This is a genomic window from Bacillus sp. JAS24-2, assembly GCF_008274905.1.
In the GTDB taxonomy this organism is placed as follows: domain Bacteria; phylum Bacillota; class Bacilli; order Bacillales; family Bacillaceae_G; genus Bacillus_A; species Bacillus_A cereus.
The window spans coordinates 2,455,653-2,468,152 of the sequence record NZ_CP031068.1 but is presented as its reverse complement, the minus strand read 5'-3'; the positions used below and the strand labels follow the sequence as shown (position 1 = coordinate 2,468,152).

Here is a 12,500-nt window from a genome sequence, read left to right as displayed (position 1 = left end):
AATGCTAGAGACGTTTCGTACATTTTAATTCTCTTTAGAGGCATCTGTTTTTGGCGCTTCACCAGTTAACCGCTTATTTTTCAAATCAAAATAAGCATCTAAAACTTCTTTTCCAATATCGGAGTTAATGCCCGATTTATCATTTTCAACCCACGGTACTACAACAGAAAATACTACTTCTGGATCATCATATGGCGCATATCCAGCTAATGTTAAGTTATAACATTCTCTACGATCGCCTTTCGCATTTCGCCCAATTGCATTTTCTCCACCATATACAGTTTGTGCGGTCCCTGTTTTACCAGCTGGTTTATATGGTGCTTTTTGGAACGCTCTTACTCCTGTTCCATCTCCTTCTTGAAATACTTTTCTAAATCCTTCTTTTACTTGATTAATATATTCTTGTTTCATATCGATTCTATTTAAAACAACGGGTTCTATTGATTGTACTACTTTACCAACCTCATCTTTTTGAACGGTTTGTTCTCTAATCTCTTGAACAATTTGTGGTTTCATTCGATATCCTCCATTTGCGATAGTCGAAATATATTGTGCAAGCTGAAGTGGTGTATACGTATCATATTGCCCAATAGAATAATCTAATAAGAAACCAGGCTGATTATCTTTTTTTCCAATTTGCCCTGCAGTTTCATTTGGTAAATCAATACCAGTTTGTACACCTAGTCCAAATTGCCTGAAATAATACCTCATTTTATCAAAATATTCTTGTTTAATATCTAGTGAACTATTTTTTACATAATCCACGCCAGCAATTTTTAATGCTATATTAAACATATAAACGTTTGAAGAAACTTGTAACGCTCTTAGATCGTCTATATCACCAAAATTTTTCCAAGACTTCTTTTCCTTAGTTCCTTTAAACTTCATAGGTGCATCATAAAAATGTGTTCCAGGAGTTATTGCATTTGTTTCAAACCCTGTTAACACTGTCGCACCTTTAACCGTTGATCCAAGCTCATATGAACTTGTCAGCGTGCCTAAAGCATAATCTTCTACTTCCATTTTCCCGTCTTTTTCTACAAGCCTTTTCCCAGCCATTGATAATACTTGGCCATTTTTAGGATTCATCATTACTACGAAAGCACGGTCTAACATTGATTCTGATCCTTTATATTGTTTTAATATTTTTTCTATGCTCTCCTCTACTTTTTTTTGCAATTCCATATCTATTGTTAAAGTTAAATTTTTACCGCTTTTTCCTTCCGAAACCGTTTCCGTTCTAATAGTATTTCCTTGTTTATCAGCAATGCTTCTTACTTCTTTTTTTGTACCATGAAGTACATCTTCGTATTGCTGTTCGATATAACTTTTGCCGACCCTATCATTTCGGCTATAATCACGCACTAAATAATAATCTAATCGTTCACGTGGCAATCCTTCATCAGCATTTGAAACGTTACCAAGGACAGAACGGAATAATCCATCATTTACATAGATTCTCTCCCAATCAACTGATGCGTCTACTCCTGGAAGGTTCGCTAAATTTTCACTAATCACCGCATATTCCTGTTCACTAACGTCCTTTTTAATAATTTGAGGTGCCATTTGAAAACCTGAGGTCATTTTACTTTTAATAGCTAACACTTCTATATCTTTAGCCGTTAGTTCTTGAAGATTTTTATCTGTAACGCGTTTCCTTTTTAAATCTTCTATTTTTTTGTCTAGCTCTTTTCCGGTAATATCCTTATCTCGGAACTTATCTATTTCTTTTTTTGATACTAAGTCTTGAGCCAGTTCTGGATTCAATTGCATCCAAAAGTCTTTCTTATCAGTCTCAGTTAACTTATCTATATCTTCTTGTGGCATTTCAATAATATCTGCAAGTTGTCTTGCTGATTTTAATATTTCTTCTTGTTTTACACCTTTCACCTTTGTATATGTAATCGTACGTAAAGACTTATTATCAACTACTGGATTTCCTTCACGATCAAATATTTTCCCACGTGGTACAGAAAGGCCCACGGTTGCATTTTCTCTCTTCTCTAATTCATTTTTATATGTTTCTCCATCAAAAATTTGCACTTTCCCTAACTGAATAATAATGCCAGAGAATAATAAAAATACACAAAGGAATAAAATATTTAACCGGAGAGGTACTACTCTACCACTTTTCTTCTCTTGCTTTTTCACCTTGTCATAATCTCCTCCTTACAATATTTCAAATAATAATCACATTTCTATATTAAAAGTAATGTACAATTTCTATACATTGCTTTGTACAAATATTAATATAATGTTTAAAACTTAATAGAAATTAAAACAAAGGTAAAGAAAAGGTAAAGTTTACTAAATTAAATATAAAAAATACCCAATAACAAAAAGCTTAGTTTTCACTAATCGCTTTGTTATTGGGTATTAATTGATTTAAGAATTACTACTAGTGCGTATTGCTATACATTTGTCGTCACAATTAGAAAGAGATTGTTTACTTAGTACTTTCGGTAAGTAAATAGTTACTGTTGTCCCGACACCAACCTCGCTCATGATACTAATTGTCCCTTGATGACTTTCAATAATTTTATAACTTAACATTAATCCAATACCAGTCCCTTTTTCTTTCGTACTATAAAAAGGTTCACCTAATCTCTTAATTCTTTCTTCAGGTATTCCTATTCCTTCATCTATTACATGAATGATGACACCATCATCATTTATTTCTTTTATGTGAATTGAAATTTCCCCACCATTTGGCATAGCTTCGATTGAATTTTGCAAAATATTAATAAATACTTGTTTCAATTGATTTTCTGAGCATTCAATAATTATATCTTTGTCATCCGTAAATAGTTCAACTTGAATATTTGTCATAATTGCTTTTGTATTCATTAACGATACGACATTTTTAAAAATTTGATAAATATTTTTCTTTTCTGTATTTATCTCATCTGTTTTAGCAATTGCCAGAAATTCTTGCAGGATCGCTTCTATCCTTTCAATTTCAGAGAGCATAAGATCAAAATATTTTTCTTGATCTTCTTTATTAATTTGAAATAACTGTATAAAACCTTTAATTACAGTTAAAGGATTTCTTACTTCATGAGCCACGCCAGCTGCTAATTGACCAATTGCTGCAAGCGTATCTGATTTATTTAGCAATTCTTCTGTCTTTTTTCTCTCTGTAATATCGCGTACAATAATCATAATTTTATCATGTAATAATGGTAAGCACCTAGCCTCAAAGAAATCAATACTTCCATTAAGTGTGAGTGGATATTCTACAATTACATTCGTTCCTTTTTCCTTCACTTGATTAATGGCTTCCTGAAACTGCTGTGCTACTGAAGATGGTAATACTTCGTAAAACTTTTTTCCCATAAAAGCTTCTGCGGGTACGTAAAACTTTGTAGGAGATCCTGCCTTGTAATCTATAATTGTGCCATCATCTTCTGTTAAGAAACATAAATCTGGTAAAGCTTTAAAAATTAATTCCAGTTCAGATGTTTGTTGTTTTAACTGCTCTTCTATCGCTTTTAAATGTGTAATATCTACACCAACAGCCCAATAACTATATCCTGTTACAGGAAACTGTTCTGATATATTCGACCACATTATTGTTTTGATTTCACCATTTTTACATGTTAAGTGCATTTCCCAATCTCTGAAATTTTTTCCACAAGTTAAAAATTTCTTTTGTATTTGATGGCGATAATTATAATCAGGATACAATAATTGCAGTGCATTTGGATTTCCAATTATTTCTTCAGCGGTATAACCTGTTACAATTTCACATTCTCGATTCCACAAAACAAAATCTCCATTACAATCAAGCGCATCGACCATAACAGGCATGTTTTGTAAAATCGTATGTAGTTCCTCCTCTTTCCGAGAAAGCAACGTTGTACTTTTACTTTGAAATACTTTTATTGCGCCATCTAAAATTAAACTTGAGAGCATTTCAAAGTATTTTTGACAACTGAAAATTTCACTTTTTTTGGACCATACAACAAAAGATCCTAAATGTTGATTGTATAAGAAAATGGGGATTTCAATCTTTGGAAGTTTACTCTTTTTTATCTCATTCATTCCGAATGAAAAAACACATTCTTTTTCAGCATCAAGAAGTTGATGTGATATATTAGTTAATTTATAAAATTGTTCTGCCATGGTTTCTATTGTACTCACATCAATAAGTTCCATTAGCCGCGAATTCATTCCTTTTTCACCTCAATATGTAAAATTAATACAAATCTAAAATTCATACTTCTCCATTATACGAAGAAAGCTAGTGTAGGTATATAGCTGTAGAATAATTATTCGAACAAATTTTATTTTTCAATTAAAATAAGAAAAGAATATATATACTGAATATACCTTTAATTAGTATATATTTCGTTGATTCCTCACTTATTGTCTAGTAACTTGAATTCCTCCTTACATTCACTGAATTTTCACTTGAGAGTCATACACGTTACTAATAGCGGTATAAACATGCAATAAGTATAAAGTTCATAAAATATTCACAATTTTTATGAAAAATATAAACATTTATTCCAATATATTCTATATAATAAAATGTAATAAGGCTTCTATGAATCTCATAGAATACCTTACCCCTAATAAAAAAGAAAAAAGAATCCATTTGGATTCTTTTTTCTTTTTTAATTACATTACATATTTATATAAAGCATGTGCCACACCATGTTCTTCATTTGATAACGTTTCGTATTTACACATTGCTTTTATTTCTTCTACTGCATTCCCCATTGCAATTGATATGTTCGCTTTTTCCATCATAGAAACATCGTTTAGCCCATCACCTATCGCTACAGTGTTTTCAACCGGAATATTAAGATGTTCTGCTAAAGTATATAATCCATTCCCTTTTTGAGCATCTCGATGATTAATCTCTAAATTGTGCCAATATGAAGATGTAATTGCTAAATCTGTATTATGAAGAAATGTTTCTTTGAGTTTTTTTAATTTCTCAATTTCATAAGAAAATGGTAATAGTTTATGCACATGTATATCTGTTTCTACAATTGGTTTACAACTTTCCGCACTATGAAACGCTGTATGCTCAAGATATAATGCTGCGATTGTTTCTAACTCTTTCAAGTCGAAATTTTCTTTTGAATTCTTCACATGCTCAATTTCATTACGTACACTCTCTACTCCATAATCCGGTACATACACACCTTTATCAGTATAGAGCTGATAATATAAACCATTCTCTTCAAGATATTCTACAATTTCAAGTGCCTGCATATTTTGAATTGGATATCTCTTCATCATTTTTTTATCTTTATATATAAGAGCACCATTTTCCGCAATGATTGGACACTCTAAATCAACTTCTAACAATAATCGCTCAATGTCAACAATTGAACGTCCTGTACAAATTGCTACAACATGGCCAGCTTCTTGACATGTTCGAATTGCTTCTGCATTTTCTTTACTTATCATTTTATTCCCCGAAAGAAGAGTTCCATCTAAATCAATTGCGATTAATTTCATTATTTCTTCACCACTTTCTATAAATACACGAGTTCTAATTAATTATTAGGTATCGTTTTCATACAATCCTCGTGAGGTACTTCTTATTTATAATTTATGAAAAGCGTTTCAGGTCAAGAAATAATTAAAAATAAAATCCAAAGCTTTTCTTTTTAAAAAAGCTTTGGATTTTAAACTATGAATTATAACTAATGTATTTTGTCTCACACATGTACACATTTTTTTCTTCAGTTGGGATATATACTTTAAACTTTTCTAACCGTTTTCCATAGACATGAATCGTAATAACGCTTTCATTTTTGCTAATTTCAAGAATATGACAATCCGCTGGTGGAATTACTTTATCTGTTTCTCCTTCTCCCAAATAAAGATTTCCTGTATGTGTTAAATAAACAAGTGAATTTCCAAGTTGTTTCGTTTGTATAAAGTTCTGCACCATAATCCTTCCTGAAAAAACGCCTTCTACTCCCCATGTGCCGTCATGATCATGTAAAGGTGTAGATTGTCCATCTTTCCATACGAGAGCTAGTACTTCAAAACGTTTGAGCGGATCTTCATACAATAAATGTCGTGCATATTGAGTCAAATTGGCCTTCTGTTTATCTAACGGAAGCCATGTTTTCTTTTCTAAAAGTTCTTCTAGTAACTTTTCAATGCCACACACTATTTCTTCTTCAAATAAACCGTTTTCCATAAGATCTGTAACACCTTTAATAAACTTTTGAAATGATTTACTTCCATTACAAGTCAACATAAGAATCCTCCTCTACGTTTTATACAATTCCATATTAAGGTGATTACCGAAAACTCACAATTGAGAAACAAAAAACAAGATGCAAATGTATGCACCTTGTTAAGATTTTTATTTAGCTTTCAATCGAATAGGTAAGTATTTTAATGTTTGTTCATTTTCCAATATACATTTTTCTAAACAGAAAGATGGAGATAGCTCTATTTTTTCAAAAGCATTTATAAAGGTAGTTAATGCAATCTCAGCCTCTAAACGTGCAAGTGGTGCTCCTAAGCAAAAGTGAGGACCTTTCCCAAAGGTTAAATGCTTTTCATTTCCTGTTCGATGTACATTAAATTGAGAGGCTTGTGAAAATTTTTTCTCGTCTAAATTCGCTGCACTAACCCACGCAACAATCATCTGATCCTTTTTCATTAAAGAACCAAATATATTTGTATCCTCTGTAATCCTCCGGGCTAATGTAACAGGAAAGCGATAGCGTAATACTTCCTCAATCGCTTTTGAAATTAAGTTAGGTTCTTTTCTTAACTCTTCATAAATTCCAGGTGAATCTACTAAAAAGCAATAAAAGCTATTAATAATTAAATTTGTAGTGGTTTCATTCCCAGCTGCTAGTAAACCTAATGAAAAGGTTACAATTTCTTCATCGGTTAATCTTTCGCCTTCATATTCAGCTCGAATTAAATCAGAAATGATATCATCGGTTAAATGATATCTCTTTTCCTGAACAATCGGTAGAAGGTATGCTTTGAATTCATTTAATGCTATCCCTTTCTCAGCATCCAGATCATTAAACTTTTCTTTACTATACGGCATAAATAAAATATCAGACCATTCTTTAATTTTTTTACGATCTGTTGTTGGGACTCCTAATAAATCAGAAATAACGGTAACAGGTAAAGGTGCAGCAAACTGTTCAACGATATTAACTTCACTACATTTTTCGATATGTTGTACAAGTTCATCTGCGATAGCCTGTATTCGAGGTTTCCACTGTTCTAAACTTCTTGGAGTAAATGCCTTAGAAACAATGGAACGTACATTGCGATGTTCTGGTGGATCTGTAGAGTTTATATTTATTCTAGTTTCTAAAGGAGGGATTGAGAATTGTCTGCGCTCCCTTCTACTTGAAAATAAGCGATAATCTGATAAAACACGATTTACATCATCATATAAAAAAACATTCCATACATCCTGCTCTTCATCATAATGAACTGGGTGATTATCCCTCATCAAACGATACCATTCATATGGATTCCATAATTCTTCTTTTGTTTTTAGCTTTGAAATTTCATGAACTAAAATAACATTTTCAGGTGAAGCCATAGTTCTTTCCTCCCTTTTCTTTTACAATAAAAGTGATAGGTCGGCAGTTCAAAGTTGTATAAACTATCATATGTTATTTTAACATATACTAAAGGCGATTTTTCATTAAAGAACTTGAGAAATATATAAGGGGGATTTTTATGTACGTTGATATTTTACTACTAGCAGAATTAACGACCGGACCAAAACATGGATATGAAATCAAAAAAAATGTTCAAAATCGTTTAGGTGAGAATTTTGAATTAAATCACAACATGCTTTACCCTGCCCTTCGGCGCTTTGAAAATATGGGTGCTATAACGAAAAAAATACATAAACAAGTTGGAAAACCAAACCGAAATATGTACGATATAACAGAAACAGGAGAAGAAATTTTTTCTGAAATGTTACGAGAGTTTCCCGAAAAACTTGCGACAAATAATGCAGAATTTCTTGTTCGTATCGCGCTATTTGAAAAACTTGAATATGAAGCTAGAAAAGAGATTTTGACTGTACGTCAAAACGTACTACATAGTCAACTTACCGCTATTCAGTCTCTAGAGGTTACCTCAGCCTTTATTACTGAAGTCATTGAATTTAGTAAATCACGAATTGAACATGAATTGAGTTGGATTATATCACTTATGAAGAAAATATGAAAAAATAACAAAAAAAGCTAAAATTAATGAATGAAAATGATATTTATTATCAATACTATCATTAATAAAAGGGCAACCACGATTTGGCTACCCTTAAAGAATTTACACTTCTGGATCAAATGTTTTGCAATCTGTTTCTTCCGTTGTAGATGCATGTTTACCTTTATGACTTACTACGTAAATTGCCTCTGCACTACATTTATTACCGTTCGCCCAAAATTTACAGTTGTTTACTTCACATAAAACGTCTTGTGCCATAGTATCACACCTCCTTGTTCTATTATCATTAACAAAATTCGGAGGTATGATACTATTTGTCATCCATTTTTCATTCCCTTTTTAGCTTTCTTAATGGTTCAATATCTCCGCGTACAATAGCATCAATATTTCCAGTTATTTTTTCAATATCAAAATGCCACCATTGAATTTGCAATAATTCTTGAATTATTTCATTTGAAAATCTCTCTTTTATTTTATTTGCAGGGTTTCCACCAACAATTGTATATGGTGCGACGTCTCTAGTCACAACAGATTTAGCTGCAATGATTGCACCATCCCCTATTTTTATTCCGGGCATAATTGTTGTATCCATACCAATCCAAACGTCATTTCCTATAACTGTATCACCTTTATAAGGTAAATCAGACAAACTAGGTGTATACTTCTCCCACCCATTTCCAAATATATTAAATGGATATGCCGAAAATCCATCCATCCGATGATTGGCTCCGTTCATAATAAAGTTAACTCCAGATGCAATACAACAAAACTTTCCAATAGTAAGGCGATCTCCAAGAAATTCATAATGATGTAATACTCGATCTTCAAATGTTTCTCCATCTTTCGCATCATAATAAGAATAGTCACCAACAAGTATATTAGGTTTTGTTATTATATTTTTTATAAATTGAACGTTTTGATTGCCTTCAATAGGGTATTTAACATTGGGATTAGGATTCATTTTGTATAGCACTTCCTTTACCACTTATTTCACTTTCTACCGCTATTACTGGCTTTAAATTGTATATAGGTAAAATAAACAATAATCCAATTATAAAAAGTAAAGCCGTCCCTTCATACATCATACTTAATGAAAACATCTCTTTTAATGAGCCAGCTATACTCATCGTTACTACCATTGAACCGGTAAAAAGCGGACTTAAAATACCATTTACACGACCTATAAAATCGGTATCGCTATTTTGAATAATAAGCGTATTAATACCAATTTGGATACAAGGAAGAGCTAAACCACTAAAAAGCTGCGCTGTAAGTGTCACCCATAAATTTGTAGAATATCCTATAATGCCAATACCAATTGCTTGACCAAGCATACCGATAATTAACATCTTTTGCGGAGCAACGTTTTTCGCAAATACCATTGCTAATACTCCGCCAACAATCATTCCCGCACCATTTACTGTTAGTAGCCACTGTAAACTCTCTTTTGATAATCCTAACTGCTCAGTCACAATAAATATACCTAATGGCTGAATTAATCCTATACCTAGTCCTGCAGCCATAAAACAAAGCCCTAGCAAAGTTAATGCTTTTTTCTTTTTGACATACTTAATACCATCCTTCATCTCCTGCAACAGAGTGATATCCTTCTTTTCTACGTCGTTTTCAAGATCTTTCGGAAGGAATAACAATACAACTGCCGCAAGTAAAAACGAAATACCTGTTATGATGATTGAAATATAAATTCCAAAACTATGAAAGATAAATGTCCCTAGTATTGGTCCTAATACCATAAATATTGCAAATATCGTTTGATATATAGACATTGCTAATTGAATTTGTTCCGTTGATAAATGTTGTTTAAACAACTTCATTCCAGATGGTTGTGAAAACTGTGAAAGGATTGCAGAGATGAGTGTCACAAAAAACACAATTTTCCACGTTCCAAACATAAGCGTAATTAATACAGCGAATACTGAAATGGAACTTAACGTTTCACACCATATCATTGTCTTCTTTGGCTTCCACCTATCAGCAAAAGTACCGCCAATAAATGAAAAAATAAAAATTGGAGCGAATTCAGCAACTGAAATCATCGAAATAGCAAAAGCATCACCTTTTGTCATTTCCATTACATATAGTAATACCGCAAAGTTTCGAACCCATATTCCTATTTGTAAAAATAATGCTGATGCTAAAATCCCTTGAACAAACCGATTTTTTAATACTTGTGATACCCCATTGTTTTGTTTCGTTACTACATTTGTCGACATAAAAAAGCCTCCTATTTCATGTTCTGAACAGGAGGCAGCACAAATCATATAAAAAGACTATATATTCGCAGAGCGAAATACATCCCTTTTCTATAAATGTACAGACTAACCCTATTCAGAAGAATATTTCGTTTTTTAACGAAGATCTCTTACAAATAGAATTAGTTGATCATTGGGATGTTTTCACCCTTCCGTTTCGAATTTAAATAACACATACATACTCTATGTAAATCATTTTCGATGTATGCATGTCTCCTTTTAACTATTCTAGAAAGTTAAAGGCAATTCCTCTAAAGAACGCATTAAATAGTTACCTTGCCATTTAATTTCTTCACGATTCCCTTTTATTTGTAGTTCAGGCATTCGATTAAACAAAGTAGTAATAGCAATCTTTGCTTCTAACCTCGCAAGTGGAGCGCCTAAACAGAAATGGCTACCATGACCAAAGGCAATATGACGATTATTTTCCCGAGTAATATCGAATACTTCTGGGTTTTCAAATACAGTTTCATCACGATTTGCAGAAGCTAAGGCAATGACAACCATATCTCCTTTTTCGATTGTTCGGTCGTGAATTTGAAAAGGTTCCGCTGCCCATCTTGCAGTTGTAACCTCAACTGGAGAATAATAACGCAATCCTTCCTCAATAGCCGAATCAATTAGTTTTGGATTATCTTTTAATAACTGTAATTGATTTGGATTTTCAAGAAGTGCTAATACCGTATTTGTAATTAAATTCACTGTCGTCTCGTGTCCTGCTACAATTAATAGCATTATCATTGAATATAGTTCCCGAGCGCTAAGTTTATGCCCTTCACTCTCTGCAAGTATTAAAGCACTCACTAAGTCTTCTTTTGGCTCTTTTCGTTTAATATCAACTAAATATTGAAGATATGTAATAAACTCAGATAGTTGTTTTTCGGTCTCTTTTATTTCTTCAGGTGTTTCTGGTGATGCAATAACAGCATGAGACCAAATTCTAAATTTCGCTTGATCTTCTTTTGGAATACCGAGCATCTCACTTATTACAATAATCGGTAATGGAAATGAATAATCATCCACAAGATTTAATGTACCTTTTCGCTCTATATCACTTATCAAATCATCTGCTATTTTCTCAATTCTTTTGTCTAATTGTGCAATCATCTTCGGTGTAAAAGCTTTTTGAACTAAAGATCGTAAACGACTGTGGTTAGGTGGATCTGAATTTAGCATATGTGTTGTTAAGTGGTCACTATTATCAACGGAAAGATACATGTTCTTTATATCTTGAGAAAACACATTTGTCCAATCTTTTTTTAAACGATTATCTTTTAAAAGTGGCAGAGCATCTTCATATCTAGTAATGAGCCATTCTTTACCGATTTCAACTTGGTTTACAAATAATATAGGTTGTTTTTTTCGCGATTCTTTATAAATTTCATACGCATCTTCTTTAAACTGAGCTGAAGCTAAATTAATGCCATCCTCTATGCTTAACCCAACTTTGTTTTTCATTGACATTGTATTCCCTCACTCTCATTTGTTTTTGAAAATCAACCCAACATATGCATTATACTCTAATAAAAACGTGAAAATTGTAAATTTTTAATCAAAATCTTACTTCGTATATTGAAAAATAAAAAAGTGAGAGAGTAAAATCGTTTCACTCTCCCACTTCTCTTTATGCGAAGCACATAAAATTACTAATTTGTTGATAGCGATAACTTACTTTACGACGACGACCACCTTGCCACGTGTAACCTGACACTCCATTTCTTCTCACTTCAGTCGGGAAGAACCATAAATCTCTTCCGAAAGGACCAGGACGATGTAAGCGTAAATAGCCCCATCTTCCTAGACAGTTACACATCCATGATTTCATATTACCTGGTTGTGCTGGAGAAGCAAATGTAGACGGTAACGACGGCGCTTGTGACGGAGGTGGTGACGTTGGAGCATCTTCTGCATCATCTGGTCTGTAATCTTCTTGTTCAATATCTCTCACTTCATTTGTAGGTTCATACCCGTAGTCATGTGGATTATAATACATCGCTTGATCATATGGATAATTTTGTTGGTTATACATATTAACAA

Annotated in this window: 11 protein-coding genes; 1 reads left to right on the top strand and 10 read right to left on the bottom strand. The window is 32.6% G+C overall.

The window, feature by feature from the left end; translation table 11 throughout:
• Positions 1-24: 24 nt before the first annotated feature.
• The 5 genes from DN407_RS12770 to DN407_RS12750 all read right to left on the bottom strand — a co-directional run bounded on the left by DN407_RS12770 (position 25) and on the right by DN407_RS12750 (position 7,552).
• A complete protein-coding gene (locus DN407_RS12770) occupies positions 25-2,151 on the bottom strand; it encodes a peptidoglycan D,D-transpeptidase FtsI family protein (RefSeq protein ID WP_098781261.1) in 2,127 nt (708 codons plus the stop codon).
• 234 nt (positions 2,152-2,385) lie between these two features.
• Entirely contained in the window at positions 2,386-4,173 is a 1,788-nt protein-coding gene (locus DN407_RS12765) for a PAS domain-containing sensor histidine kinase (protein WP_149216339.1), read from the bottom strand.
• A gap of 450 nt (positions 4,174-4,623) precedes the next feature.
• The gene (locus DN407_RS12760) at positions 4,624-5,475 is read right to left on the bottom strand and encodes a Cof-type HAD-IIB family hydrolase (RefSeq protein ID WP_000766385.1); all 852 of its coding nucleotides are present in this window, start codon (positions 5,473-5,475) and stop codon (positions 4,624-4,626) included.
• A 175-nt stretch (positions 5,476-5,650) separates the two neighbouring features.
• Entirely contained in the window at positions 5,651-6,229 is a 579-nt protein-coding gene (locus DN407_RS12755; RefSeq protein WP_000954437.1) for a cysteine dioxygenase family protein, read from the bottom strand.
• A gap of 108 nt (positions 6,230-6,337) precedes the next feature.
• On the bottom strand, positions 6,338-7,552 hold the full coding sequence (locus DN407_RS12750; protein WP_000168014.1) for a cytochrome P450: 1,215 nt from the start codon (positions 7,550-7,552) through the stop codon (positions 6,338-6,340).
• Positions 7,553-7,692: 140 nt separating this feature from the next.
• Between DN407_RS12750 and DN407_RS12745 the strand changes: the two genes are divergently transcribed.
• Entirely contained in the window at positions 7,693-8,190 is a 498-nt protein-coding gene (locus DN407_RS12745; RefSeq protein ID WP_149216338.1) for a PadR family transcriptional regulator, read from the top strand.
• A gap of 102 nt (positions 8,191-8,292) precedes the next feature.
• On the opposite strand, the gene DN407_RS12740 is transcribed toward DN407_RS12745, so the two are convergent.
• From DN407_RS12740 to DN407_RS12715, 5 genes are all read right to left on the bottom strand, one after another.
• Complete coding sequence (locus DN407_RS12740; protein WP_000046095.1) at positions 8,293-8,448, bottom strand: DUF1540 domain-containing protein; 156 nt, start codon at positions 8,446-8,448, stop codon at positions 8,293-8,295.
• A gap of 70 nt (positions 8,449-8,518) precedes the next feature.
• Positions 8,519-9,151 (bottom strand): Vat family streptogramin A O-acetyltransferase, encoded by a 633-nt coding sequence (locus DN407_RS12735; protein WP_001069249.1) that lies wholly within the window; start codon positions 9,149-9,151, stop codon positions 8,519-8,521.
• Positions 9,141-10,424 (bottom strand): MFS transporter, encoded by a 1,284-nt coding sequence (locus DN407_RS12730; protein ID WP_000106400.1) that lies wholly within the window; start codon positions 10,422-10,424, stop codon positions 9,141-9,143. The genes DN407_RS12735 and DN407_RS12730 overlap by 11 nt, the downstream gene beginning before the upstream one ends.
• Before the next feature lie 267 nt (positions 10,425-10,691).
• Positions 10,692-11,927: a cytochrome P450 family protein gene (locus DN407_RS12720; protein ID WP_000062125.1), complete on the bottom strand. Its 1,236-nt coding sequence runs from the start codon at positions 11,925-11,927 to the stop codon at positions 10,692-10,694.
• Positions 11,928-12,087: 160 nt separating this feature from the next.
• Positions 12,088-12,492 (bottom strand): hypothetical protein, encoded by a 405-nt coding sequence (locus DN407_RS12715; RefSeq protein WP_000282680.1) that lies wholly within the window; start codon positions 12,490-12,492, stop codon positions 12,088-12,090.
• Positions 12,493-12,500 lie beyond the last annotated feature (8 nt).

What these genes read in the sequence shown, in the direction of transcription:
- DN407_RS12720 (WP_000062125.1), bottom strand. Translation starts at nt 11,927, where the DNA reads ATGTCAATGAAAAACAAAGTTGGGTTAAGCATAGAGGATGGCATTAAT.
- DN407_RS12745 (WP_149216338.1), top strand. Translation starts at nt 7,693, where the DNA reads ATGTACGTTGATATTTTACTACTAGCAGAATTAACGACCGGACCAAAA.
- DN407_RS12765 (WP_149216339.1), bottom strand. Translation starts at nt 4,173, where the DNA reads ATGAATTCGCGGCTAATGGAACTTATTGATGTGAGTACAATAGAAACC.
- DN407_RS12735 (WP_001069249.1), bottom strand. Translation starts at nt 9,151, where the DNA reads ATGAATCCTAATCCCAATGTTAAATACCCTATTGAAGGCAATCAAAAC.
- DN407_RS12740 (WP_000046095.1), bottom strand. Translation starts at nt 8,448, where the DNA reads ATGGCACAAGACGTTTTATGTGAAGTAAACAACTGTAAATTTTGGGCG.
- DN407_RS12760 (WP_000766385.1), bottom strand. Translation starts at nt 5,475, where the DNA reads ATGAAATTAATCGCAATTGATTTAGATGGAACTCTTCTTTCGGGGAAT.
- DN407_RS12730 (WP_000106400.1), bottom strand. Translation starts at nt 10,424, where the DNA reads ATGTCGACAAATGTAGTAACGAAACAAAACAATGGGGTATCACAAGTA.
- DN407_RS12715 (WP_000282680.1), bottom strand. Translation starts at nt 12,492, where the DNA reads ATGTATAACCAACAAAATTATCCATATGATCAAGCGATGTATTATAAT.
- DN407_RS12750 (WP_000168014.1), bottom strand. Translation starts at nt 7,552, where the DNA reads ATGGCTTCACCTGAAAATGTTATTTTAGTTCATGAAATTTCAAAGCTA.
- DN407_RS12755 (WP_000954437.1), bottom strand. Translation starts at nt 6,229, where the DNA reads ATGTTGACTTGTAATGGAAGTAAATCATTTCAAAAGTTTATTAAAGGT.